Genomic DNA, 25,386 nt, shown 5'->3' with positions numbered 1-25,386 from the left:
CCGGTGGGCAGACCGAAATCATGTCGCCCACCGGGCCGCAGAACTACGTTCGACACCAGTCGGTTCGGCGATATCTTTCGATTGAAACGGAGTAGTTGTGGTGCATCCCCCGGTACGGGTCGTAGAGATTTCCAGTCCGTTTGCGCGATTCGCCGGGCGCATCCTGGTCGGGCTGGGTTTCGAAGTCATTCTGGTAGAACCACCCACCGGTGACCCCAGTCGCACCGAGTCCCAGGGTGATTCGTACTTGCATTGGCACGCGGGCAAGAAGTCCGTTGTCCTCGATATCGACGACAGCAACGATCGCCTCGCTTTCGAAGCACTGCTGCGCAGTGCCGACGTCCTGCTCGACGGCAGCGCGACCGGCGCTCTACGCGACAACCGAGGATCTCTCGTTCACGTACGAGTGACACCCTTCGGCACAACCGGACCGCGAAGTGACTGGAAGGCAACAAATCTGACCGTCGCGGCACTCGGCGGGATGATGGCCCAGGTCGGCGATCCCGAGCACCCTCCACTGCTGCTCCCCGAACTCCAGGCTGAGCAGCTCGCCGGAATCAATGCCGCAATCGGCGTGCTTCTCGGACTGCGTTCGCGATCCAAGGGCCACAACCCGTTGCTGGAGATCAGCGCTCAGGAATGTGTTGCCGCCGCGCTGGAAGCGGGCACTCTTGCCTACATTCACGAGGACCGCGTCCCGCCGCGTCCGGGCCGGGTACATCCGCTCGTTCCGCACGGACTGTTCCAGGCCGCCGACGGTTATGTCGGTGGCGGCCTCGGCGGTAGCCCCCGCATGTGGGACGGCATGTTGGCCTGGCTGATCGACAACGATGCTCAGGACGATCTCGATCAACCGGAGTGGTCCGACGCGGTCTACCGAAAGACGCATCAGGAACACATTTTCGACGTTCTGTCCGCCTTCATCGCGAAGTGGCCGAAGGAAGAATTCGCGGTCAGCGCGCAGTCACGCAAGTTGCCGTGGGCAGCGGTCGACCGGCCCGAAGAACTGCTGCGTAACCCGCAACTCAACGACCGGGACTTCTTCACCGACGTGACCGGAGATCACGGTACCTACCGCGATCTCGGGTTCGGCTTCGCTTTCCCCGAAGGCCGGCGCATCGGAACGCTCGAGGCTGCCCGGTTGGGCCAGCATCAGGAACTCTTGAAGGCCACCTCGCCTGTGGCAGTGAACGAAACCCACGAGTTCAGCGGTGGCAGCACGCCCAGCCTCGAAGGTGTCCGCGTCCTGGATCTCACGTGGGTGTTGGCGGGCCCGTACGGCACCAGAATCCTTGCCGACCACGGTGCCGATGTCATCAAGGTCGAATCGATCGGACGCCCGGACCCGACTCGCTTTGCACCGTTCATGCATCTCTCGCGAGGACCGCACGACAATCCGAACACCAGCGGGTACTTCAACGACGTCAACCGCAACAAGCGCAGCATCACACTCGATACCCGATCCGCAGAGGGCCTTTCGGTACTGCGCGACCTGATCAGGAACTCCGACGTCGTGGTCGAGAATTTCAGCTCGTCGGTCATGGACAAGATGGGGCTCGGCTACGAACAACTCCGGGAGCTCAACCCGGACATCATCTACGTGTCGATGTCCGGGATGGGTCACACCGGTCCTCGCAAGGACTGGGTGTCGTATGCCGACATCGTTTCGGCAAGTACCGGTTTGACCGCACTGACCGGCTGGAACGCCGATGACGTTGTCGGAGTCATCTACGGCCATGGCGACATCGTCGCCGGACTGCAAGCCGGCGTCGCGATGCTGGCAGCCCTCGACTACCGCGACCGGACCGGCCGGGGACAGCACGTAGACCTGTCACAACTCGAAGCCATGGCAGCGCACATGGGTACCAGCGTTCTCCGAGCCGCCCGGTCACAGTCCCCCGATCCGATCGGCAACAGCCATCACGAACTGGCACCACACGGCGTGTACCCGTGCCTCGGCAGCGACCGGTGGTGCTCGATTGCCGTTCGCGATACCACGGAATGGAATGCATTGTGCCGCATCATCGAAGCAGAGAAATGGATCGGCAATCCTGACTTCGCGAGTGCAGAAAGCCGCCAAGCCGATCACGAACGTATCGACGACGCCATCGCCGACTGGACCAGGACTCTGTCACCCGAAACCGTCATGGAACGCTTGCAATCGGCGGGTATCGCGGCCGGCACCGTCCAGGACGGACGCGACCTGGTCGAGAGCGATCCACATCTTCGGGCACGCAGTTTCTATTCGGCACAGGAACATCCCCTCGCCGGAACATTCCTCCACGAAGGCATCCCCGTTCGCCGGAACTCCGAACCCGGCTCGATCCGACGCGCTGCGCCGGTGCTGGGCGCGGACACCGACGACGTCCTCGAGTCGGTGCTCGGATACAGCGACGAACTGATCGCCGGACTTCGCGACCAGTCGATCCTGTCCTGACCGCACTCATATTCAGTACATCCATTCACAGATCGCTACTAGGAGACACAATGCGCGCGGCCCGACTCCATCAGTTCGGCACTTCACCGGTCATCGACGACATCGACATTCCCACACGTGAATCCGGTCAGACGCTCGTGCGCATCGACGCTGCCGCGCTCGGCCATCTCGACATCACCGTCGCGAGCGGAAACTTCGGAGTCAAGCCGAACCTGCCACATATCGGTGGAACAGACGGAGCGGCGACGGTAATCGAATCCGACACCTATGAGCCTGGCACCCGCCTTCTGGTCCGAGGCGGCGGAGTCGGCCTGTTCAAGAACGGTTGCTGGGCTGAGTATCTGGTAGCGGCAGACAAGGCGTTCACACCCTTTGATCCCGCACTGTCGCCGGCCGTCGCCGCAACCTTCTTCCTGCCCAGCACAACCGGCTATGTTGCCGTCAACGACATTGCAGCCGTCGCTCCCGGCGAACGAGTTGTTGTCGCCGGAGCATCCGGCGCTGTCGGATCGATGGCAGCACAGTTCGCTCTGCTTGCCGGAGCGTCCGAGGTAATCGGTGTTGTACCGCGCGAAGATCAGGCTGCCTTGCTTCCGGAGGGTGTGCGTCCCGTCGTCGGGCAAGGCGACGAACTTGCCGGAGTGGTGGGATCCGAGCCTTCCGTCGACGCCGTGATCGACACGCTTGGCGGCGACGGCTTGCCGCACCTTCTGGCGAGTGTTGTCCCCGGTGGCCGGGCTGCCCTGATCGGATATACCTTGGGTAAGAGCCTCACCCTGGACTTACCGAACTGGTTGCTCAGCGATGTCCGGATCCTGCCCGTCAACATGATTCGCAAGACTGCCCGGCAAGCCGAACTGGCACCTGAAATGATCCGGCTGCTCATCGAAGGCAAGATTTCCGTTGCAGTGCAGGAGTTTCCGCTGGATGACATCGCAACGGCACTGCAGTTGATGGGTGAGGGCAAGGTTGCCGGCCGGGCCGTCGTCGTACCCTGAGGGATACAATTACCCATGCACCACGACGCACATGCCATTCCGCGCTCGCTTCCGGATTTGATCCGGAGGCGAGCTTTGGAGCGTCCGGAGCACCCGGCGCTCGTCGTCGACGGGATCACGGTCACCTACCGCGAATTGCGGGATCGTGCAGCGTCGATGGGGGCGGATCTCCATAATCACGGTGTCGGCCGTGGGGAGCGCGTGGCGGCACTGTCCGGCAACAGGATCGAACTGGCAGACCTTGTTCTCGGATGCGCGTGGATCGGTGCGGTTGTCGTCCCACTCAATACGGCCCTCCGAGCCGACAGTGTTGCCAGCGCACTCGAACAGGCTGGTGTACAACGGATCCTGGTTTCACCCGAATACTCAGGCGCTGTAGCCGGATTCGACGGCACCGTGTGGGTCATGGGTGAACAGTGCGTCCCCACTGCCGGTTCGCATCCGGGCTGTGAGCCCGAGACCCTCGATCCGCTCGACCTGGCCGCGATACTCTTCACCTCCGGCACCACCGGTCTGCCCCGAGGCGTCCGATGCCCGCACGCGCAGTTCCTGCAGTGGGGCAAAGGCGTCGGCGCCTCACTCGGGCTCACCGGGGACGATGTGCTGTACAACTGCCTGCCGCTGTTTCACACCAATGCTCTCAATGCCTTTGTTCAGTCCCTTTGGGCCGGGTCTACTTTTTTCCTGGGACAACGCTTTTCGGTCCGCAATCATTGGCGCGAAGTTCGCGAGATCGGCGCAACTGTCGACTACCTGCTGGGTGCGATGGTGGCCATGTTGATGAACGCGGACCCATCGCCGCAAGACCGACAGCACAGCGTCCACGTGGCACTTGCCCCCGCAACGCCGGCTCATCTGATCGAACCGTTTGCCCAGAGATTCGGTGTAGAACTCGTGGACGGATTCGGAAGTACCGAAACCAATCTCGTGATCGGCACACTTCCGGGAGATCGGCGGGCCGGGTACATGGGGCGGGTGATGAGTGGCTACGACGCCGCAGTCGTCAACGACGGTACTGCTGCCGCAGACGGGGAGCCCGGCGAACTGGTGGTCCGCAGCACGATCCCCGGCGCCTGTTCACTGGGCTATCTGGGCGAGGAGATTCCGGCGACGGAGAGTTGGATACAGACCGGTGACAGGGTGATTCGGGAAGCAGACGGCTGGTTCCGATTTGTCGATCGCATCAAAGACGTGATTCGGCGCCGCGGTGAAAATATTTCCGGGGCCGAAGTGGAAACCGTTCTGGCGTTGCATCCGTCGGTCGGTCAGGTTGCCGTCTTCCCGGTACCGTCGGATCTGGCCGAGGACGACGTCATGGCAACTGTAATACTGCGCCCCGGAGTATCTTTCGACCCCATTTCGATTCTGGAGTTCTCCCAGCAACAGCTGCCGTACTTTGCACTTCCCCGGTACATCGACGTCGTGGACACGTTGCCACTCACCGAAACCGGCAAGGTACAGAAAGCAGTGCTACGTGAGAGGGGCGTCGGCCCACACACCTGGGACTGCGAGAAGAGCGTGTTCCGCGCCCGGCGATAGACCGCGCCTCGCTACTTGCCGCAACCGTTGAACGAACACATCACCGGACTGCAGATCGTGCGCAGAGCCAGCGGGTCGCTCGGCGAATGTGTGCACTTCATGGCATGAAGTTTTCGGGTAATTCCGGCGCCGGCAGTGCGCAGGGCCCCGGTGATGCGGCTGACGTTGAGGCGAGCCGTCGGCGCTGTCACAGACAACGCGCCGGCCAGAGTGCGCGGGCCGCTGAACACCGGCACTGCGACGCTCATGTACCCGAGCCGTGTCTCCTCGACCTCCACCGCGAGTTGTTCCTTACGCATCCGCTCGGTTTGCTGGCGCAGCACGCTGACGGACATCGTCGTTCGACTGGTCAAGGCGGTGAAACCCTGCTCGACTACCTCGTCGAAGACCGATTGCGGGGAGAAGGCAAGGATGATCTTGCCGGTGGCGGTGCAGTACAGCGGGAGCCGACCGGCCACCCGCGACTGCTGATTGAGCCCGCGGTGTCCGATGATCTTCTCGATGTAGAGGACGTCGATGCCGTCACGAACCGCAAAGTGAACCGTCTCCTGCGTCGCCAGCAGTAGGTCCTCCATGTACGGCAGCGCCGCGTCGCGCAGAATCCGCTGACGCGGCACCAATTGGCCCAGCTCGAACAATCGCAGGCCGAGCCGGTACTTGGTACCCGCGCGCTCGAGCAATCCCCACTCGACCAGCTCGCCGGCCAACCGGTGAACCGTCGCTTTCGCGACCCCACTGCGCCGGGTGAGCTCCGTCAGAGACAGGTCACTGTGGTCGGTGTCGAAAGCGTCCAAGATCATTCGAGCCTTGCCCAGGACCGAGGACAGTTCACCTGCAGGCTGCGATGCAGCGGTCGTTTCCGACGCGATGGGTAGTACGGATCCGAACCCGACGGATTGTTGTGGAGCGGCCATGAGTGTCCTCCTGAACGATCTGTGACAGCCTGCCGAGACCGAGTGCCACAACGACCGAGATCGGTCGGGGTCCTCGTTAGGTGCAGGTGCTTCGAGACTGACACTATGGTGACGACACGATGAGACGCACGCCACACGGTCCGCTCAGTGAACCCGTCCCGCAGAGTTTACACGGGGCGCCTACCTGCGTAATTCTCCAGAAACATGCGGACGGCGGATGCAATCTGCGGAGCGTGCTCCTCGACGAGTGCGACGGTCCCCGATTCGACGATCTCCGTTTCCACCACTGCCGCACCCGTCAGGTGTGCACGCAACGGCGCAATGTTAGGCATCGAGAAGGGATCCTTCTGCGCGCCGATCAGCAAAACCGGCGCAGTCACCGAACCGACTCTCGCCTCCATGACGTAGCGGGCGCAGGCTTTGTGCCCCTCCGCCGGATCTACCCGGTAGGCAAGCGCGTCTCGGATGAACCTGTCGAGCAGTGCGGTGCCTGGTTCGGGGTAGTAGGGGCGACGCATCTCCCACAGCCTGGTGAGATGGCTACCGTCTGCGGCCCGGTCGACGCAGTCGATCCCACCGGGTCCCGAGTGCCCCTCGCGGTAGTTGCGGTCGGTCCACGGGCACGACGAGAGCACGGCAGCGTGCACCCTCTCGGGGCGTGATGCCGCCATCTCGAGCGCCACTGCCGCACCGGTGTGGTGACCGATGACCGTGACTCGATCGACGCCCAGGGTGTCGAGCAATTCCCACGCGCCTCGCGCATAGGTCTCGATGGTCTGCGGGCCGGGCACCGGAGCACTGTTGCCGTACCCCGGCATGTCCATCGCGACAACGCGGAAGTCTTCGGCAAGGAGTGGAATGAACTCGCGGAACTCGTCCCACGACCGGGGCGCCTGATGAAGCAGGAGAATCGCCTCACCCGAACCTTGCTGCGCGTAATGCAATTGCCCGAAAGACGAATCAACGTATCCGAGTTGCAGGCCGCCAGCCATCAGAACGCCGCAACCATCGGGGTATCGACGCCGACGATGTCGATCTTTGCCGAACCACCCGGATTTCCGACGGGCTCGCTACGGGTAGGCAAGACCTCGAGGAAGAAGCGCTTGTTGTCTTCCTTGAAATCCGGGTCTGCTTTCCGGTCGACGGTGATCGCCTCCACCGGGCAAGCCAATTCGCAAGCGCCGCAATCGATGCATTCGTTCGGGTTGATGTAGAGCTTGCGATCACCCTCGTAGATGCAATCCACGGGGCATTCTTCCATGCACGATCGGTCCGTGTAGTCGATGCATGCTTCACCGATGACAAATGCCATTGCCTAGCTCTCCTGTTCGGTGGAGTGTCCAGGGAAGATTTCTGTTTCCGGATCCAGCACTGCCGCAGCGTTGTTCACCGCAGTCGCGGCCTCGCCGAAACCGACGGCGATCAAGCGGACCTTGCCGGGATAGTCCGTGATGTCCCCGGCGGCATACACACGCGGAACATTCGTCTCCATCCGTGTGTTCACCGCGATGTGGCGATTGTCGATCTCGATTCCCCACTCCATCATCGGACCGAGGTCGGCCGTGAATCCCAATGCAGCGATGACGGATTGAGCGGGCAGCGTGGACGTGCTCTTGTCTTGTTTGTGGGTGATGTCGACCTCGCCGATCCACCCGTTTCCACGTACCGCCGAGACATCGGCGTTGACGAGAACCTGGACACTGCTTTCCTGCACCTTGGCGACTGTGGATTTGTGTGCGCGGAAACGATCTCGCCGGTGAACCAGGGTGACGGACTTGGCAATCGGTTCCAGGTGAACGGCCCAGTCGAACGCGCTGTCGCCGCCACCGACGATGACAACGTCTTTCCCGGTGTGCGCCGACAAATCCGGGACGAAGTAACTCAGCCCCCGATCCATGAACTCCGAACCCTTCGCCAACGGACGCGGGGTGAAGGTTCCGATGCCGCCGGTGATGACAACCGCGCCGGCCACCACGACCTGGCCCGTGCTGGTGGTGATCCGCACCCGGCCGTCGTCGTCATGCGACAGCTCACGAGCCTGCATGCCCAGAAGGTACACCGGATCGAACGGGGCAGCCTGCGCCATCAAACCCTCGATGAGGTTGCGTCCCTTGACCGAAGGGAATCCCGCGATGTCGAGGATCGCCTTCTCCGGGTACATCGCACTGACCTGTCCCCCCGGTTCCGCAAGGGCATCGATCACGGCAACCGAGAGGCCGCGGAAGCCTGCGTAGTACGCGCCGTACAGCCCGGCGGGGCCGGCACCAATGATCAGAATATCGACGCCGATCTCGTTGTCGGTCGCCGTGGAAGACGTTTTGTTCACACTCGATACGGTATTGCGCCGACGGACTCACGCAAATGAAACCGGTCCGCTCAACAGACCTCGGTAACAGTTGCGGGACACCACGAAAAGGGCCCGCCGACCTCTCGGTCGACGGGCCCAATGCTCGCAGGAATTCAGTGCGCGAAGAATTCAGTGCGCGAATACCTCGGGCTCGTCTGCTGCGATCTTCTGGATGATGGTCGAGTACGCAAACCACCCCACCTTCTCGGTGCCGACTGCTTCGTAGGTCTGCGCCGCGATCTTCTCGTGCAGGACAACCGGATCACCGGCGGCTCGCGCCGTCAACTCCGCCTGCATCGACCGCTCCATCGACACATACCACCACACTGCGCTCTCCACGGAAGTTCCGACGGTCAGATGACCGTGGTTGGTGAGGATCACGGCCTTGTTCGATCCGAGGGCATCCGCGATGCGAATCCCCTCCTCTTCGTCCAGCGCCACCCCGTGATACTCCTCGTAGATCGAGTGATCCTCGTGAAAGGCGCACGCGTCTTGAGTGATCGGTGTGAGGCGGGTGTGCAGCGAGGAGAACGCCTTACCGTTCAAACCGTGAGCGTGAACAGCTCCGATGACGTCGGGACGAGCCTCGTGAACCTTGCTGTGGATGACAAACGCTGCTCGGTTGAGCGGTCCGTCTCCGGAAATGACCGCGCCGTCCGACGCCACATGCAGCAATTCCTCCGGCTGAACCTGGGAGAAGTGCCGCCCGAACGGCGCAGTCCAGAAAGTCTCCGGATCTTCTGGGTCTCGGGCGGTGATATGTCCCGAGATTCCCTCGTCCAAGCCGAATTTCGACAAAATCCGATACCCGCCGATGACAGCGGTCTTGCGACGACGCCGCTCACTCTCGATATCGGTGAACTCGGGCGGTCCCGGAATTCCGGCCTGCTCGGCAATGCTCAGCGGGTGATTCATGCTGCGCTCCTGACTATTTGACGCCGTAACGGGCGAGGTACCGCGAGGACAGAATGCGGAGAATCCGGTCGAAGATGAAGCCCATGATGCCCAGGACGATGATGCCGACGAACGTCCAGTCGATCCGGCCGTAGTTTCGAGCCTGCCAGATCATCGAACCGATACCCTGGTCGGCGGCGACGATCTCCGCCGACACGATGGTGAGGAAGCTGTTGCCCATCGCCAGGCGAGCGCCCGTGACGATGCCGGGGATCGACGACGGCAAGACCACCGTCTTCATGATCTGAAGTTTGTTGGCACCAAGATTTGCCGCTGCCTGCAGTTTGTTCTCGCTGATCGCTACAGTCGCGGCAATCGTGCTGACCGTGACGATGAATACCGAGGTGTAGAAGATCAGAACAACCTTCGACGTCTCACCGATGCCGAACCAGACGACGGCGAGAGTGACAAACGCAATAGGCGGAATGAACCGGAAGAACTCGATGTACGGATCGAGGAGCTGTCGCACGATGGAAATGCGGCCCATCAGAATTCCGACGGGAGCACCGATCACGACACCCAGGAACCAGCCGATGAGAATTCGCTGACCCGATGCGGTGATCGACGACCACAGAACGCCGCTCTCCCACAGTTCCTGTGCCGCCGACCATACTTCGGCCGGTGATGCAATGGTGGTCGGCCCGTACCACCACGCCAGGAACGACCAGATGCCCAAACCGATTGCCGCTGAGGCTGCATACATCAGCGTCGCTTTGACAATCTTGGATCGCCGCGCCGACGAACGCTTTTTTGTCTCCGCCACCTTCGCTGTTCTCACACCGGCTGAACCACCGGTCACTACAGCCGTCACAGCTCATCCTCCTCAATACCTTGGTTCCGCAGCGACGCAACCACTTCTGCCCGAATGTCGTCCCGCAGCTTCTCGTAGAGCTCGATCACCTCGGGATCGTTGCGGTCTCGCGGACGAGCCGCATTGACCTCGTAGACGCTCTTGATCCGGGCCCGCGGGCCGGCCGACATCACGATCACACGGTCAGCCAACGTCAGTGCCTCGTCGATATCGTGAGTCACGAATACCACGGTGCAGCGGGTGTGCCGCCAGATACGGTCGAGTTCGGTCTGCAGAACCTGACGAGTCTGAGCGTCCAACGCACCGAACGGCTCGTCCATGAGAACCAACGACGGCTGGTTGGCAAGAACTCGTGCGATCTGAACACGTTGCCGCATACCGCCGGACAGCTGCGAGGGGAACTTCGCACCCGCGTGGGGCAAGCCGACCATCGCGAGGTACTCGGCCGCGATACTCGCCTGCTCGCTGCGGTTCGCTCCACGCATCCTGGGGCCGTAGGCCACGTTCTGGCTCACGGTCATCCATTCGAACAACGCTTCGGAGCTCTGAAACACCATGCCGGCGTGGCGGTTACTGCCGGCGACGACATCTCCGTCGCACACGATCTCGCCGGCGCTGGGTTCCACGAAGCCGGCCATGGACGACAGCAGCGTCGACTTGCCGCAGCCACTCGGACCGAGCAGACAGACGAATTCACCTGGCTGCACGTGCATGTCGATTCCGGCGACGATCTCCGCCGCGCCGAAGCTGATTCCGAGGTCGACCACGTCGATGGCAACACCGGTGTTCTTCTTGCCGGGGCCGGCTGTCCCCGCGCTATTCGTCGAGCTGGTCGTTGACCCACTTGTTGCGATACTCACTGTGCACCATCCTTGTACCAATCCAGAAGCATTGCCGATTCGAGATCCGGCTGGTCGCTGAGAACACCGATCGACTTGTAGAAATCTACGATCGACTGAGCCGACTCGACATCCGCAGCTTCGAGATTCACCACGGCGAAGTCGATCTCGTCCACCGCGGCAATAGTCTGATCCTCGCTGACGTTCACAGCCGCCTTGGTCGCGGACGCTGCCACGCCCGGATCCGACTCGACCTTGCGCGTTGCCTCGTCGAGCACCTTCGCGACGGTTCGCGCTGTCTCTTCGTTGGCCGACAACCACGGAGCCGTCGTGATCGCCCAATGATGATAGAACCAGCCGTAGTCTCCGGTTACTGCCACCACGTGGCCGGTTCCCTGATCCAGGGCGGTGGCCGGCCACGGCTCCCACAGGACAAACCCGTCGATGTCGCCGCGACTGAGCAGTGCGGGCATGTCCGTCGGGGTCGCCGAGATCATCTCGACCGAACCGGGGGCAATGGAATTGGCAGCGAGGTACTTGTCCGTCGAAATCTGGCTGAGACCCGGGACGATGCCCATCTTCTTGATCGCAGCCGGTGAGTCGACACCGTTACGCAGCACGACCTTGATGTAGTCACCCGACGCCTCGTACGAGTACATCGCGCGCAACGACGGATTCTGACGCAACTGGGCGATCGTTGTCGTATCGGAGCTACCGGCGATCTGGACCTGCCCGGTCGAGAGTGCGTCGACGGCCTCGCCACCACGACCGAACTGGACGAGTTCGACGTCCAAACCGGCAGCGTCGAACATGCCTTCCTGATCCGCTACGAAGAACGGAGCGTAGGAAGCATCGATTCCGACTGCGATACGCAGTGGTCCACTTCCGGCAGAATCAGCTGTGCTTTGCGTCGCCGGGCGGCTGCATGCGCCGGTTGCAACGGTCAGCAGCAGCGCAGCCGAAACAAGAGCAGTCCTTCCAAACTTTGACAGCGAGGCCATCTACTCACACCTTTGTTTGTGATCTGTGCCGCAGTTGCGGGTCGTGGAGAGCAAACCTAGCTGTGTGTACCTACACCCGAGAACCAACCGGGTCCACCGTGCGGACCGGGGACAGGAACTTACCTCGGCGAAACACTGCACCTGGAGGAACGTGCGGACCGAAATACTTCGGTAACACGGCCCTCGATCACAATGTCCACCGAATTGTCTGCGAGCGCAGCGCACTGGCGACATTCTGCGCCGTCATCGAATAGATCGACGCACGCGCTCCGGCGCTGCCGCCGGCGACGTGCGGGCTCAGGAGGGTCGAATCGAATCCACGGAGCGGGCTCGAAATCGGTAGTGGTTCAACGTCGAACACATCGAGGGCAGCGCCGCCGACATGCCTGGAACGCAAGGCACGCGCCAATGCCGCGTCGTCGACGACAGCGCCGCGCGCCACATTGACCACGATCGCTCCGGTGGGCAACTGCGCAACTCGATGGGAATTGATCAGTCCCCGAGTTGATTCCGTAAGCGGGACGGCCAGCACCAGGACATCCGCGAGAGGCAGTAACTCGTCGAGTGACACAAACGTCGCAGCCACAGTGTCACGCGGTCTCGAACGCGCGGTGACGTAGACGTCGCAACCGAAGGCGGCAAACAATTCTGCACACCGGCGGCCGATCGAACCGACACCTACGACGCCGACCCGGCGCTGCGCCAGATCGCGGCAATCGCGCGTCAGGATGGATTCCTGTGGCCATCGACCATCGGTAACCTCGTTGTGCGCCCAGAACATGGAGCGGCACAACACACCTGCCGCGAGCACTGCCCACTCCGCAACCGAATTCGCGTTTGCACCGGGAGTATTCGCCACCGGAACTCCGGCGGCGCGCCAGGCTTCGGCATCGATGAAATTGGTTCCGGCACCAGGCTGTTGGACGAGGAGCACATTCCGGCCGAGCTCTGCTTCCTCCTTGCCCAGTGGCAGATCACCACTCCAGTCCCCCACCACGACGTCGCATGTCGGCAACTCCGCACGGAGCGCCCCCGTGGTGCGCTCAGGTAATCGAACTACCTCCGCCTCACCCCTGACGGCGTCACGGATTGCGGTACCGAGTCCGTTGTCGGCGTCGGCCGTCAGCAGAAGTACTTTCTTCACGAGAACTCCTTCGCTGTAAGACGATGACTGTACCTTCGAAAACGCGGAAGCCGGCCTCCCAATCGAGAGACCGGCTCCATTACGCAGCAGCATATTTGGCAGGAACTTCTCAGATAGCTGCCTTCGCGCTGGCTGATGCCTTTGCCAAGAACTCGAGGCTCAGCGGGTTGTACTTCGCTGCCTGCTCGTGCTGCGGCCAGTGACCGCACTCCGAGTAGAGTTCGAGCTGAGCGCCCGGAATATCCTCGGCCATCTTCTTCGCTTCCGGAACATCACCGAACGGATTTTCCTGACCCCAGACCACAAGAGTCGGCGCCTTGATGAGTGCCATTCGATCCGGGCGCAGCAGGTTCCGCTGGCGAACCTCCATCTCCTGCAAGGAAAGGAGGTTGTGGATGTTGGCGACAAAGTCAGGCTGATGGTAGATCCGGTGACGAGCCTGAACCAATTCCTCGGTTGCATCGGCGGGATCATGCATGAGCAACTGCATACGTGCGCGGGTCAATTCGATGTCGTCACTCTGGACGGCCTTCGCGGTCGACGTCTTGATGCGCTCCATGACTACCGGGTTCGCGACTGTTCCGCCTGCTGCCAGCAACTGCAGCGACAGAACACGTTCGGGCTGCTCGCTGGCCAGGTAGGCAGCGACCCAACCACCGAGGCTTTCACCCACCAAGTGCACACGGTCCAGTCCGACCGCGTCGAGGTAGTTCACCAAATGCTCGACGTAGCGCGGAATCTCGTACGGGTAGTCAGGCTTGCCGGTGTAACCATGGCCGAGCATGTCGATCGCGTGAACCCGGTAAGACTCGGCGTGCGGTGCAATATTGCGTGCAAATGCCTCGAGGTGTCCGCTGGTGCCGTGCAGGAAGATCACGGCCTCGTCACCGGATCCTGCCTGCAGAGAGCGCGTGGGCACACCGCCGGCGTCGACGGTCGTCAACTCGAAATCGAGCCCGGCAAGTTCGTTCCAGATTGTCATCAGAGAAACTTCCTTTACTGAAGGTGCAGATTATGTTGTTGCGCTGTCTGTTCCAGCTGGATCGAGAATCGTGACACCCATACCGGTGAGCCACTCGGGAATCGCTTCGTAGGCAAGGCGTTCACCCGGAACGTAGTCGAGCATCGCGGCCATCATGAGCCAGGTCCGCAACTCCTGCGCACCGTTGCCCGCCTCGTCTTCGATCTGCTGCGTCGTGAACTCGGCAAGCTCACTTGCCTTGCCGCTGGCAAACAGATCAAGAATTCGGTCATCGAACTCCGGAGTGATCGCGGCATCGGCTGCGCGGATGATCTGGCGTCGCCGGACGTCGTAGTCGGACCAGTTCTCCCGGCCGTCCAGCCAGGCTTGAACCATGAAATCCTCGTCCTCACCGTGCGGATCCCGCCAGTCCGGCCAGGGCAGACGATGAGACAATCCACCGGACGCGATCACCACGACCCGGGTATCCGCCGGATACGACGCAACGGCATCCCGCAGGGCCTTCGCCACTTCCTCACATCGCTTGAACGTCGGGAGGGGCGGCGCGAATACGTTGACCACCAACGGAACTATCGGAACATCGATTCCGTCGAGAAGGTACTGAATCGCGTGAGACTGACCATGATCGATCTGCAATCGCGCCGAGTAGGCAAGATCGAACCGGCCACCTTCGATCAGCTCGTTTGCAAGGTGCCTGGCGAACTCCACGTCGACCCGTTGCGGCCCCTTGGGTGTTCCTGACTCGCCACTGGAAATGCACTCTCCGACGCCGAGAGTGAACGCCGGAATCAGATCCAGCCAGAAACCGCGAAAGTGGTTGGAGCCGAGAATCAAGACAACATCGGGTTTCGACGCCGCGATCTTCTCCCGGCTCAGATACAGCGCGTCCCGGAAGCGTTCGGCCTCCGCCTTGTGCGTCGTCTCTTCCCAATGGGTGTTCATCAAGGTGCTGTGGGAGGCACCGATACCCAGAACTATCTTCGCCATCAGTCGATTCCTACTTCCTCGAGCGAGCGGGTGACGGTGTCGAGGGCCACTCGGATCAGATACTTCGTAAATCTCTCCGCCGCAGCCAGGTCCACAGTGTTCATCCCCATCGCGAAGTCCACCTCGAACGGTGCGTCGACCACCTTGGGCATACCCACCCGAATCGTCGGGATGCCGCGGCTGCGCAGGATGTTTGCGTCAGTGGCTCCACTCGCGTCGAAGAAGTCCTGATGCGGCTCTCCTTCGGCAGCTTCCCACGCGTGGACTGCGGCGCGGCGCAACCACATTCGAGGGTCGGAACCCTCACCGGGGATGGCAAGAACCTGTTCGACGTCGATCTGCAGATCCAGCGATTGTGCGATCTCCGCAACGACGGCTTTGAGTTCGCGCTTGGCCGCGGTGGGCGTCGTCCGCGGGCTGAGCCGTAGATCAACGGTAAGGCGCACCTGCTCGGGGGTGAACGACGCTGTTCGCTCCCACCCGCCGCGGATGTTGGCAACGATCCCCTGAGGCGCAACCAAACCGTCCTGATGCGCCGCCGAGTACTTCGGGAACCATTCCTCCAACTTGGCGACCACCTCGCCGGCTGCGGTAATCGCGTTGCGGTACGGCAACCGGTGGCGCGAGCCGACGTAGGTGTGCAGACCGTGCACCGTGATCTCGAACCAGGCCAGTCCCACTTCTTCCCAGGAAACCGTCCAGCCGGGCTTGGCGATCAACGCGCAGTCCGCCCACACTCCCTGTTCCAGGAGGAACGAGCAGCCGACGCCCTGGCCGGTGTTGCGTCGGGGGTTTCCGACACCGGGGCGGGCATTGGTCGGCATACCACCGGCGCCGAATCCGAGCACCAGGTCACCGCGGAGCGGAATACCGGCTGCGGCAATTGCTTCGGCCGCCGCGACAATGCAGACGGCGTGGCCTTTGGGGTTCGACGCACCCAATCCGATCACGTAGTTCTCGTCGAACTGGGCGTGCGGCGTCAGATCCGCTCGCAGCTCATTTCCCACCCACGGCAGGTCTTCCGCCGGATCGCCGGTCGTGACGGTGTCGATCGGCGCATACAGCAACAGGTCCGGTCCGGACCCGTCACCGCGGAGCCTTCCCCACGAGTTCGCTTGCCGATCATCGAGATCCATTGTGTGGGCCTCGATGCCCGACGCTGCCAGGACCGCCGTGATGTGGCGGGCCAGCGGTGCTTCGTCACCCGTCGGACTGGGAATGTTGACCACCGAAGTGGCGAGATCCCGCAATCGCGCACGATCGACATGGGCGTAGGCTCGTTCGACCCATTCCCGGCGCTCGTCGCCTAGGCCTGCGAGAGCATCGGCCCTCGCAGTGGTCATGGATTGACCTGATGTACCTGAGTATTGCTGCGCTCGCCGGCCAGCTGCCACAGCTTGGGAACTGCCACTGCAACAGCGGCACCGATAGCGACAGCCGTCAGAATCTTGAACATGTATCTCTCCTATTCGCTGGTGCCGGTGGGAATCTGAGCGTCGGCGACAGGGGCCGAGCGGGGCGTTGGCGTCCGGCGCTCTCGGGTGGGCCTGACCGGCGCCTTGGGGGTGTGCTTGGCCGCGTCGGCGATCTTCTCGGCGTACTCTTCCTCTGCCAGATTTCGCCACGTCGTCAGCGACACGTCCGGTCGGTACAGCTTCTCCGGCGGTGCGTCGGTGACCTCGACCATCCACGCATCCTGACCCGAGAACTGACCGTGGAACAGCCAGCGGATCGCGCCGAGGTACTTGGCGTAGAAGCCCAATTTTGCTGCGCCGGAGACGAAGTTGACCATGAGGCCGACGTACTTGTGGTTGTCTTCGTCCACCGGGACGTAGAACTCGTAGTGAATGAACTTGGGGTACGCGATGCGCAGGACACCCGGCATGGACAGTGAAGCAAAACCGGGGAAGTTCTGAGCTGCGATCACAGGATTGACGTCCAGACCGGCGCCGACGTTTCCGATCTGCGAAATCTGGGTCTCGTCCGGCTTCTTCTTCCACCACCGCTTGTTCGTCCAGGTTCCCACGCCCGGGAATTCCGCCTCCCAGTACACCTCTTCCTGCACGCGGTAGATCCAGCGTCCCTCCGGAACGATGCTCGTGATGTTCCACGTCGGCATCGGCTTGAACAGACGCCACAATGCGGTGCGGTGCAGGTACTTCGCATGTCCCTCGTCGAAACCGTTCTCACATGCGAAGCGCCAGTTGCCTTCTCGGGGCTGAATCCGACCACCGACGATACCCTTGTTCTCCACCAGCTCACGCGGCAACTGGTCGTCGATGGACGGCGCCGGCTCGTTGGCGATCGGGATGTACACCCACACCAGACCGAGTCGCTCCTCGATCGCATAGGTCTGGACGTTCAGCTTGCCGCAGATCTTGGAATCCGGACCGTCGGTGATGACCGCGGCCAGCTTGCCGTCAGTGAGCCGGTACGTCCAGCCGTGGTACGGGCAGCTGACAGTTCCCGGGAACTGCTGATCGCCCTCGGACAACGGAACGCCGCGGTGCGGGCACCGATCGTGCAGGGCATATGCCTTGCCTGCGTCGCGGATGATCGCCAGCTTTTCACCACAGATGGTGAAGCTCTTGGGGTCTTTGGTGATGTGGTTCGACCACGTGACCGGGTACCAGTAACCGCGGTATCCGCTGCCGGCTGCGTTGTAACCCGGCCATGCCGTCCAATCCTGCCGACCGGCCGCTCGTGGCCGCTCGGGCAGCGCGAACGTGGCTTCCGACGCCTCGACACCAGTCATGTGAAGTCCTCTCGACACTGAACGTTTGAATGAAACAGATCTTGGGTGAGATTGCGGTCTACGCCAATGGATTCGGTTCGCTCAGCAGACCCGGACCACCACAGCGGTTCCGACGGCACACAGCACGCCATTGTCCGAATGCTCCCGCAATGCCAAAGTTAGTTGGTCACTGTCGATTTGGGACACTTCACCCGACACCTCGAGTGTGGTTCCGACGGGCGCGGGCGCACGATTCTGCCAGGAGACGGACACAACTCCTTCGTATCCACCGGCAAAGTGTGACGCGGCACGAAAGAACAGCGTGCCCTGCAACTGGGCCATGACCACCGGTGCGGACAACCCCTCCGTCTGCGCATAGGAGGCGTCGTAGTGAATACGGTGCGAATTGTGCGTCGACGCCCCGAATCGAAGGATCCGAACCGGATCGCAGACCAAGGTCACCGATTCGATCGGCGTGCCCACGACTACTGTTTCGGTCATCGGACGATGAACTTCTCGACGACCTCGGCGAATGCGCCGGACTGCGCACCCCGGTAAGTCTTGGTGACCGAGAGCAGCAGAAACTCGTCCGGAGCCCGGCCCTTGGTCGTCACGGTATCGAGTACTCGCCCTACGACGACAGCCTCACCCAGCGGGGCCGGTCGCAAGAAAGTCACACTCTGCCCGCCGGCCATCAAGCGCACGTCGATACCGTCTGTGCCCGGCACTTCGTCACGGAACATGCCGTCTGCTCGATACTCTCGATCGGAGCCACCTTGCGGTCCTCGCAAAAGCGAAGGCAGATACATCGGATGGACGGCAAATGCCGGGTGCTCCGGGTCGAGAAACCGGGGGTCCGTCTCGGCGGTGGCAACCGCAAACGCAACCGACTCCGCCGGACGCACCGTTCCCAACTCTCGCGTTTCCCGCGTACCGATCATCGCCTCCGCGCGATCACGCGCGTGCTCGAGTTCTGTTCTCATGCCAGCACGCTAGGCATTCGGAAGTCTCACAGCCACGAACCGGGTTCGCCTGCCGGACCGCGATACTTCCCATACCGCTCACCTCGAGGTCAGGTATAGCCATGGCTGATCAACCGAAGAGCTTGTACGCCAAAGCAGATGGCGTCACATTCCATTACTACGACCTCGGCGAGGGCGACCCCACGATTTTCCTGCACGGAGGCGGCCCCGGCTGCACTGCGTGGTCCGACTTCGGGCCAGTGGCACCGCTCTTCGCCTCGGATCGACGAGCGATTCTCGTTGATCTGCTGCAATACGGTCGGTCCGACAAGTGCACCATCGCCGGCCCAATGTGGGACTTCCACGCCGCCAAGGTGGTTGCCCTGCTCGACGAACTCGGAATCGAACGCGCAGACTTCGTCTGCAACTCGTGGGGCGGCACCATAGCGCTCAATCTTGCGGCAAAGTACCCGGAACGCGTTCGCTCCCTGGTGATCACGGGCAGCATGCCCGTCTTCTACGGTCCACTCGCGCCGCTCCCCGAGGATGGCCGTCGTGGCCGCAACGCCCGCGACGTCTACTACGGCGGCACCGGCCCCACCCTCGAAAAACTCCGCACCTTGATCACCAGTCTCGAATGGTTCGACGGATCGAAGTTGCCCGCCGAAACCCTCCAGATGCGATACGAGCAAAGTCTCGACCCCGAAGAAATGGCCCTGGCTGCCTCGGCGGACTCACCTCGTGGCGATTGGCAGGATCTCACAGCTGAACTCGGCCAGATCCAGGCGCCGACGCTCTTCGCCTGGGGCATGCACGACGCATTCCTCACCCCGGACTACCCGCTCATGCTTGCGCGGATGATTCCCCATGGCCATCTCTACATCATGGACAAGGCGTCGCATCATCTTCAGGAAGAACGACCATACGACTACTACAGTGTAGTTTCGGGTTTCCTTGACCAACAGCACAACTGAACGAACGGTGATCGCCCCGACGGGCGGTGCACGGATCCGATTGGTACTGCTTCTCGGAATTCTCACCGCCCTCGGGCCGTTCACCGTCGACATGTATCTTCCTGCGCTGCCACAGATCACGCAGGAATTCGGCACGTCGGACACGATGGTTCAGCTGACCCTGACGGGCACACTGCTGGGTCTGGCTTTCGGCCAGTTGCTCATCGGCCCACTGTCCGACATCTACGGACGTCGACGTCCCCTGCTCGTGGGCACAGTAATTCACGTCGGCGCGTCGTTGGCCTGCTTCTTTGCTCCGTCCATCGAAGTCCTCACTGCGCTGCGAACCCTTCAAGGTTTCGGCGCCGCCGCGACAGGCGTGATCGCGATGGCAATCGTTCGTGATCTATTCACCGGACACGATGCGGCAGTTGTACTTTCGCGGCTGATGTTGGTCATGGGCGTAGCGCCCATCCTGGCCCCCTCCATCGGCGGGGCACTGATGTCCGTAACACAGTGGCGCGGAGTCTTTCTCGCTCTCTTCATCCTGGGCATCGCGATGATCGCACTCGCGGCAGTATCGCTGCCGGAAACACTTCCACCCGAGAATCGGTCGGGCAAGGGCATCGGCGCCATCGCGCGAAACTACATTGCGCTCGGCAAGGATGCCCACTTCATGGTGTTGGTGCTCGTGTGCGGTCTCGGCCGCGGCGTTTTGTGGTCGTACATCGCCGCGTCGTCCTACGTGATGCAGGAACAGTTCGGACTGAGCCCCACCGCATACGGATTTGCCTTTGCCGGCGGCGCCGTCGTTCTGATCGGTTCGTCCCAGCTCAACGTCGTGCTTCTCGGCCGGTGGTCGCCGAATTCCATCACGATCTGGGCAATGTGGGGCAGTAGTGCCGTCGGCGCTGCATTTGTTGTTGTTGCCGCCACCAACTCGTGGGGATTCGTCGGGTTTGCCGTCCCCATCCTGCTGATGCTCTGCGCAACGGGTTTTGTCATGCCCAACGCACCGGCGGTTGCACTGTCCCGTCACGGAGAAGCCGCAGGCTCAGCAGCCGCGCTGATCGGATTTGCGCAGTTCGGCGCTGCCGCTGTGGTTGCGCCCATCGTCGGCCTTCTCGGCAACACCAGTCTTGCCGTGGCCATCTCCATGACCGGGGCTTCGGTTCTCGGCGTGATCGCGCTGCTCTGCGTGCGTCGATAAAACGGTTATGCCGAGCGTTCGAGAACCGATACCTTCCGGCTGATCCCTTCGGCCGCCGCGCGCAACGGTTCGGCAAAACGCTCGGTGTCCATTCGATACCGCGGACTCGACACACCGATCGCGGCAACTGCTTCACCAAGTCCACCGAAGATCGGGGCAGCGATACTCGATGTTCCCAGGCGAACCTCCTCGGTCTCGACCGCCAACTGCTGCGAACGAACAGCGTCGAGTTGCCTACGTAACCCGTCTTCCGAGTTCACCGTCCGATCGGTGAACTCGACAAATCCGTTGCCTGTTACCGCTCGAAAAACGGAATCCGGTGAGTACGCGAGTATCGCTTTGCCGGTTGCCGTGGCATACATCGGCAGCCGGCCAGCCACCCGCGACGGCAGGTCCACCCCGTGATGACCGGAGATCTTGTCGATGTACAGAACATCGAGGCCGTCGCGAATCGCGAGGTGAACCGTCTCCCGGGTCGCCGCGTGAAGATCCTGCACATACGTCAAGGACACCTCGCGCAGAATACGTTGACGAGGAACCAACTGCCCCAGTTCGAAGAGCCGTAACCCCAACCTGTACTTGGTTCCGACCCGTTCCAGTAGACCAAGAGACACCAGTTCACCGGCTATTCGATGCACCGTCGCCTTCGCAACACCACTCCGATTCGCAAGTTCGGTCAGCGACAGCGCACCCGAATCCGCATCGAAGGAATCGAGTATCAGGCGCGCTTTCCCCAGCAACGAATGCATCGCCGAGCGCCTCCAGTACACAGAATGTGGTCCACCCAGCGGACCAAGTCTGCTCCAGTCTACTGAGGCATCAGATCTCCGCGCCCACGAATTGGCTGTTGTACAGACGGAAGTACGCGCCGCGGGATTCGAGCAGAGCCTCATGGCTCCCCTGCTCCACGATCCGGCCTTCCTCCATCACCACGATCAGGTTCGCATCACGAATTGTCGAAAGACGGTGCGCGATGACAAAGCTGGTTCGGTCGTTGCGCAGAACCGCGGTGGCGCTCTGGACCAGCAGTTCGGTGCGCGTGTCCACCGAACTGGTCGCCTCGTCGAGGATCAGGATGGACGACTGCGAGATGAAGGCGCGGGCGATAGTGATGAGCTGCTTCTCGCCCGCACTGACGTTGCTGCCTTCCTCGTCGATGACCGTGTCGTAACCCTCAGGCAGAGAGTGCACGAACTTGTCGACGTAGCTCATCTCGGCCGCACGACGAATCTCCTCGTCGGTGGCACCAGGCTTGCCGTAGGCGATGTTCTCGCGGATGGTTCCACCGAACAGCCATGCGTCCTGCAGAACCATGCCGATCCGTGAGCGCAGATCGTCTCGCGTCATGTCGGCGATGTCGATGCCGTCCAAAGTGATTCGGCCCGAATTGAGTTCGTAGAACCGCAGGATGAGGTTGACGAGGGTGGTCTTGCCTGCGCCGGTGGGTCCGACGATCGCAACCATCTGGCCCGGCTCGGCAGTCAGGGACAGGTCCTCGATCAGCGGCTGTTCCGGCTTGTAACTGAAGGTGACGTTCTCGAACTTGACGCGCCCCTTGTCGACCGTGGGCGACTTCGCGCTCTTCGGGTCCTCCGACTGCTCGTCTTGGTCGAGCAGCGCGAAGACCCGCTCGGCCGAAGCGACGCCGGACTGCAGCAGATTGGTCATCGACGCTATCTGCGTGAGCGGCTGGGTGAACTGCCGCGAGTACTGGATGAACGCTTGCACATCGCCGAGCGTCATCGTTCCGGATGCGACGCGCATGCCACCCACCACTGCGATGGCGACGTAGTTGAGGTTGCCCAGGAACATCACGGCCGGCATGACCAGACCGGAAATGAACTGCGCCTTGAAGCTGGACTCGTACAGATCCTCGTTCTGCTTGCGGAAGCGCTCCTCGACCTCCTGCTGGCGACCGAACACCTTGACCAACTCGTGGCCGCTGAATGCTTCCTCGACCTGCGCGTTGATTCCGCCGGTGCTCTTCCACTGCGCCACGAAGTGCTTCTGTGAACGCTTCGCGATAAACGCCGTCACCATGATCGACAGCGGAACAGTTGCCACCGCGATCAAGGCGAGCAGCGGTGAGATCCACAGCATCATCACCAGAATGCCCAGGACGGTCATCACCGACATGACCAACTGGCTGAGCGTCTGCTGCAAGCTCTGCGCGACGTTGTCGATATCATTGGTCACGCGTGAGAGAACATCACCGCGGGCATGGGTATCGAAGTACCGCAAGGGAAGTCGGTGAATCTTCTGCTCGACGTCCTCACGCAGACGACGAACGGTTCGCTGGACCACGATGTTGAGCAGATACGCCTGCAGCCAACTGAACAGCGACGCGCAGACGAACAGCAGCAGCACGATCATCAAGACCTTGCCGACTGCGTCGAAATCGATTCCGGTTCCAGGCACAACTGCCATGCCGGACACCATGTCGGCGAGCTGACCCTGCCCCGAAGCGCGCAATCCTTCGACAGCCTGTTCCTTTGTCGTCCCCGGCTGGAGTTGCTTGCTGACGATGCCGTCGAAGATCAGGTTGGTGGCGTTTCCCAGGATCTTCGGCGCGATCGAGGAAAGTACGACGCTTGCCGTCACCAAAGCGAAGATCAGGACGACGATCGGCTTGTCGGGGCTCAAGCGACCGAGGAGACGTTTGAGCGAAGGGCCGAAGTTCATGGCCTTCTTTGTGGGATCGCCGCCGCCGGGCGGGCCGATGGGAGGCGAGGAAGTCGGTCGATTGCTCATGATGCGTCCTGTACGGCTAGCTGAGAGGCGACGATTTCGCCGTAGGTGGGACAACTGACCACGAGTTCGTCGTGCGTGCCGATCCCCACGATGGCGCCGTCGTCGAGCACGATGATCTGATCGGCTTCCACGATGGTGGAAATACGCTGCGCGACAACGACGATGCAGGCGTCTTGCGTGACCGGCCGGAGCGCCGCACGCAGCCTCGCATCAGTAGTGAGGTCGAGTGCCGAGAAGGAATCGTCGAACAGATAGATCTGTGGCTTACGCACCAACGCTCTGGCGATGGCGAGTCGCTGACGCTGACCGCCCGATACCGTCGTACCGCCTTGTGCCACCGGTGTGTCCAGGCCTTCGGGCATGGCGCGGACGAAGTCGGCAGCTTGGGCGATCTCGAGGCACTCCCACAGCCATTCGTCGGTAGCTTCGGGGTTTCCGTAGCGGAGATTGGTGGCGACAGTGCCGGAGAACAGATACGGCTTCTGCGGGACCAGACCGATCACCGAACAGAGCAGCTCCGTGTCGATGTCGCGGACGTCGACGCCGCCCACCGATACCGATCCGGAGGTGGAGTCGATCAATCGCGGAATCAGGTTGAGCAGAGTGGTCTTTCCCGATCCGGTGCCGCCGATGATCGCCGTCGTCTTGCCGGGTTCGGCACGGAACGTGATGTCGCGCAATACAGGTTCCTCGGCTCCGGGGAACTGGAACTGAGCGCCACGAAGTTCGACGACTCCCGGGTCCTTCAGTTCTCGGACCGGGTTCTCGGGCGGAATCACCGACGAATCCGTGTCGAGCACCTCGGAGATACGTTCGGCGCACACCGACGCACGCGGCAGCATCACCGCCATGAAGGTGGCCATCATGACGGCCATCAGGATCTGCATGATGTAGCTGAGCATCGCGGTGAGCGAGCCGATCTGCATCGAGCCCTCGTTGATCTGATGGCCACCGAACCAGATGACCGCGACGCTGGTGACATTGCTGATCAGCATCACGAGCGGGAACATCAGTGCCATGAGGCGGCCGACGCCGAGTGCAGTCTCCGTCAGCTCACGGTTGGCATCGCCGAAACGCTCTACCTCGTACGGTTCCCGTACAAACGCTCGGACGACACGGATGCCCGTGATCTGTTCGCGAAGAACACGGTTGACGGCGTCGAGGCGGCCCTGCATGACCCTGAATCCGGGGACCATCCGGGCAATCAGGAAACCCATCGAGACTACGAGCAGCGGGACGCTGATCCCCAGGATCCAGGACAGATTCAGGTCCTGGCGCAGAGCCATGATGATGCCGCCGACGCACATGATCGGCGCCATGACGAGGATGGTGCAACTCATCACGACCATCATCTGCACTTGCTGGACGTCGTTGGTGTTGCGGGTGATCAGCGAAGGCGCACCGAAGTGCCCGACCTCTCGGGCCGAAAACGTCCCGACCTGATGCAGCACCGAAGCCCGGAGATCGCGTCCGACGCCCATGGCGACTCGCGCACCGAAGAAGACGGCACCCACCGAGCACAGGATCTGCGTGAGCGTGACCATCAGCATCATCCCGCCGGTGGAGAGGATGTAGCCGGTGTCGCCTTTCGTCACGCCGTTGTCGATGATGTCGGCGTTGAGACTCGGAAGGTAAAGGGCCGCCATAGTCGAAATAAACTGCAGGACGACAACGCCCGTGAGTTCACCCCGGTACGGCGTCAGATAAGTGCGCAGCAGCCTGATCAGCATAGTGAGCGAAGGTTACCAATCCTGGCCGACATGTGCCGCTGGATATTTCGATACACAAAAACTGCTGTGCGCCTTTATTAACCGCGGGGGGTT

Annotated in this window: 23 protein-coding genes; 5 read left to right on the top strand and 18 right to left on the bottom strand. The window is 61.8% G+C overall.

Annotated features, from left to right (window positions below; genetic code table 11):
• Positions 1 to 100 precede the first annotated feature (100 nt).
• From PCS43_RS12930 to PCS43_RS12920, 3 genes are read left to right on the top strand one after another with little or no spacing between them, the layout of a single operon-like run.
• The gene (locus tag PCS43_RS12930) at positions 101 to 2,437 is read left to right on the top strand and encodes a CaiB/BaiF CoA-transferase family protein (protein WP_230359430.1); all 2,337 of its coding nucleotides are present in this window, start codon (positions 101 to 103) and stop codon (positions 2,435 to 2,437) included.
• A gap of 50 nt (positions 2,438 to 2,487) precedes the next feature.
• Positions 2,488 to 3,435, top strand: a complete 948-nt coding sequence (locus PCS43_RS12925) for a quinone oxidoreductase family protein (RefSeq protein WP_007731598.1) — start codon at positions 2,488 to 2,490, stop codon at positions 3,433 to 3,435.
• Positions 3,436 to 3,450: 15 nt separating this feature from the next.
• Entirely contained in the window at positions 3,451 to 4,974 is a 1,524-nt protein-coding gene (locus tag PCS43_RS12920) for an AMP-binding protein (protein WP_209910991.1), read from the top strand.
• 11 nt (positions 4,975 to 4,985) lie between these two features.
• Here the strand turns inward: PCS43_RS12920 and PCS43_RS12915 are convergent, their stop codons facing one another.
• The 15 genes from PCS43_RS12915 to PCS43_RS12845 all read right to left on the bottom strand — a co-directional run bounded on the left by PCS43_RS12915 (position 4,986) and on the right by PCS43_RS12845 (position 18,670).
• Entirely contained in the window at positions 4,986 to 5,888 is a 903-nt protein-coding gene (locus tag PCS43_RS12915; RefSeq protein ID WP_007731601.1) for an IclR family transcriptional regulator, read from the bottom strand.
• 167 nt (positions 5,889 to 6,055) lie between these two features.
• Positions 6,056 to 6,880 carry an alpha/beta fold hydrolase gene (locus tag PCS43_RS12910; protein WP_209910986.1) on the bottom strand — a complete coding sequence of 275 codons (825 nt, stop codon included), beginning with the start codon at positions 6,878 to 6,880 and terminating at the stop codon, positions 6,056 to 6,058.
• Positions 6,880 to 7,200, bottom strand: coding sequence for a DUF362 domain-containing protein (locus tag PCS43_RS12905; RefSeq protein WP_007731605.1), 321 nt, complete (start codon positions 7,198 to 7,200; stop codon positions 6,880 to 6,882). Before PCS43_RS12905 ends, PCS43_RS12910 begins: the two co-directional genes overlap by 1 nt.
• Before the next feature lie 3 nt (positions 7,201 to 7,203).
• Positions 7,204 to 8,214: an NAD(P)/FAD-dependent oxidoreductase gene (locus PCS43_RS12900; RefSeq protein ID WP_209910983.1), complete on the bottom strand. Its 1,011-nt coding sequence runs from the start codon at positions 8,212 to 8,214 to the stop codon at positions 7,204 to 7,206.
• Positions 8,215 to 8,364: 150 nt separating this feature from the next.
• Complete coding sequence (locus PCS43_RS12895; RefSeq protein ID WP_054188628.1) at positions 8,365 to 9,150, bottom strand: class II aldolase/adducin family protein; 786 nt, start codon at positions 9,148 to 9,150, stop codon at positions 8,365 to 8,367.
• Between the two features lie 13 nt (positions 9,151 to 9,163).
• On the bottom strand, positions 9,164 to 10,000 hold the full coding sequence (locus PCS43_RS12890; RefSeq protein ID WP_019746502.1) for an ABC transporter permease: 837 nt from the start codon (positions 9,998 to 10,000) through the stop codon (positions 9,164 to 9,166).
• Positions 9,997 to 10,860, bottom strand: coding sequence for an ABC transporter ATP-binding protein (locus tag PCS43_RS12885; protein ID WP_007731623.1), 864 nt, complete (start codon positions 10,858 to 10,860; stop codon positions 9,997 to 9,999). The genes PCS43_RS12890 and PCS43_RS12885 overlap by 4 nt, the downstream gene beginning before the upstream one ends.
• A complete protein-coding gene (locus PCS43_RS12880) occupies positions 10,857 to 11,840 on the bottom strand; it encodes an ABC transporter substrate-binding protein (protein WP_007731624.1) in 984 nt (327 codons plus the stop codon). The genes PCS43_RS12885 and PCS43_RS12880 overlap by 4 nt, the downstream gene beginning before the upstream one ends.
• Positions 11,841 to 12,027: 187 nt before the next feature.
• Positions 12,028 to 12,984 carry an NAD(P)-dependent oxidoreductase gene (locus PCS43_RS12875; RefSeq protein WP_019746501.1) on the bottom strand — a complete coding sequence of 319 codons (957 nt, stop codon included), beginning with the start codon at positions 12,982 to 12,984 and terminating at the stop codon, positions 12,028 to 12,030.
• Between the two features lie 109 nt (positions 12,985 to 13,093).
• On the bottom strand, positions 13,094 to 13,966 hold the full coding sequence (locus PCS43_RS12870) for an alpha/beta fold hydrolase (RefSeq protein ID WP_019746500.1): 873 nt from the start codon (positions 13,964 to 13,966) through the stop codon (positions 13,094 to 13,096).
• Positions 13,967 to 13,996: 30 nt separating this feature from the next.
• The gene (locus PCS43_RS12865; protein ID WP_007731630.1) at positions 13,997 to 14,953 is read right to left on the bottom strand and encodes a 3-(2,3-dihydroxyphenyl)propionate dioxygenase; all 957 of its coding nucleotides are present in this window, start codon (positions 14,951 to 14,953) and stop codon (positions 13,997 to 13,999) included.
• Positions 14,953 to 16,296 carry a M20 family metallopeptidase gene (locus PCS43_RS12860; protein WP_007731632.1) on the bottom strand — a complete coding sequence of 448 codons (1,344 nt, stop codon included), beginning with the start codon at positions 16,294 to 16,296 and terminating at the stop codon, positions 14,953 to 14,955. The genes PCS43_RS12865 and PCS43_RS12860 overlap by 1 nt, the downstream gene beginning before the upstream one ends.
• 122 nt (positions 16,297 to 16,418) lie before the next feature.
• Complete coding sequence (locus PCS43_RS12855; RefSeq protein ID WP_007731634.1) at positions 16,419 to 17,708, bottom strand: aromatic ring-hydroxylating oxygenase subunit alpha; 1,290 nt, start codon at positions 17,706 to 17,708, stop codon at positions 16,419 to 16,421.
• Between the two features lie 81 nt (positions 17,709 to 17,789).
• Positions 17,790 to 18,188, bottom strand: a complete 399-nt coding sequence (locus PCS43_RS12850; protein WP_021332874.1) for a hypothetical protein — start codon at positions 18,186 to 18,188, stop codon at positions 17,790 to 17,792.
• Positions 18,185 to 18,670 (bottom strand): FAS1-like dehydratase domain-containing protein, encoded by a 486-nt coding sequence (locus PCS43_RS12845; protein WP_007731639.1) that lies wholly within the window; start codon positions 18,668 to 18,670, stop codon positions 18,185 to 18,187. The genes PCS43_RS12850 and PCS43_RS12845 overlap by 4 nt, the downstream gene beginning before the upstream one ends.
• Positions 18,671 to 18,771: 101 nt before the next feature.
• Between PCS43_RS12845 and PCS43_RS12840 the strand changes: the two genes are divergently transcribed.
• Complete coding sequence (locus PCS43_RS12840; RefSeq protein WP_007731641.1) at positions 18,772 to 19,623, top strand: alpha/beta fold hydrolase; 852 nt, start codon at positions 18,772 to 18,774, stop codon at positions 19,621 to 19,623.
• A 7-nt stretch (positions 19,624 to 19,630) separates the two neighbouring features.
• Positions 19,631 to 20,812 (top strand): multidrug effflux MFS transporter, encoded by a 1,182-nt coding sequence (locus tag PCS43_RS12835; RefSeq protein ID WP_054780783.1) that lies wholly within the window; start codon positions 19,631 to 19,633, stop codon positions 20,810 to 20,812.
• Between the two features lie 5 nt (positions 20,813 to 20,817).
• Here the strand turns inward: PCS43_RS12835 and PCS43_RS12830 are convergent, their stop codons facing one another.
• The 3 genes from PCS43_RS12830 to PCS43_RS12820 form a co-directional block, all read right to left on the bottom strand.
• A complete protein-coding gene (locus tag PCS43_RS12830; RefSeq protein ID WP_007731643.1) occupies positions 20,818 to 21,561 on the bottom strand; it encodes an IclR family transcriptional regulator in 744 nt (247 codons plus the stop codon).
• A gap of 70 nt (positions 21,562 to 21,631) precedes the next feature.
• Positions 21,632 to 23,563, bottom strand: a complete 1,932-nt coding sequence (locus PCS43_RS12825; RefSeq protein WP_270923045.1) for an ABC transporter ATP-binding protein — start codon at positions 23,561 to 23,563, stop codon at positions 21,632 to 21,634.
• Positions 23,560 to 25,293 carry an ABC transporter ATP-binding protein gene (locus PCS43_RS12820; protein ID WP_003943950.1) on the bottom strand — a complete coding sequence of 578 codons (1,734 nt, stop codon included), beginning with the start codon at positions 25,291 to 25,293 and terminating at the stop codon, positions 23,560 to 23,562. Before PCS43_RS12820 ends, PCS43_RS12825 begins: the two co-directional genes overlap by 4 nt.
• Positions 25,294 to 25,386 lie beyond the last annotated feature (93 nt).

This window comes from Rhodococcus sp. C-2 (assembly GCF_027854095.1).
In the GTDB taxonomy this organism is placed as follows: Bacteria; Actinomycetota; Actinomycetes; order Mycobacteriales; family Mycobacteriaceae; genus Rhodococcus_F; species Rhodococcus_F qingshengii.
Note: the sequence above shows the minus strand (reverse complement) of the source record. Positions and strands in the feature narration are given on the sequence as shown.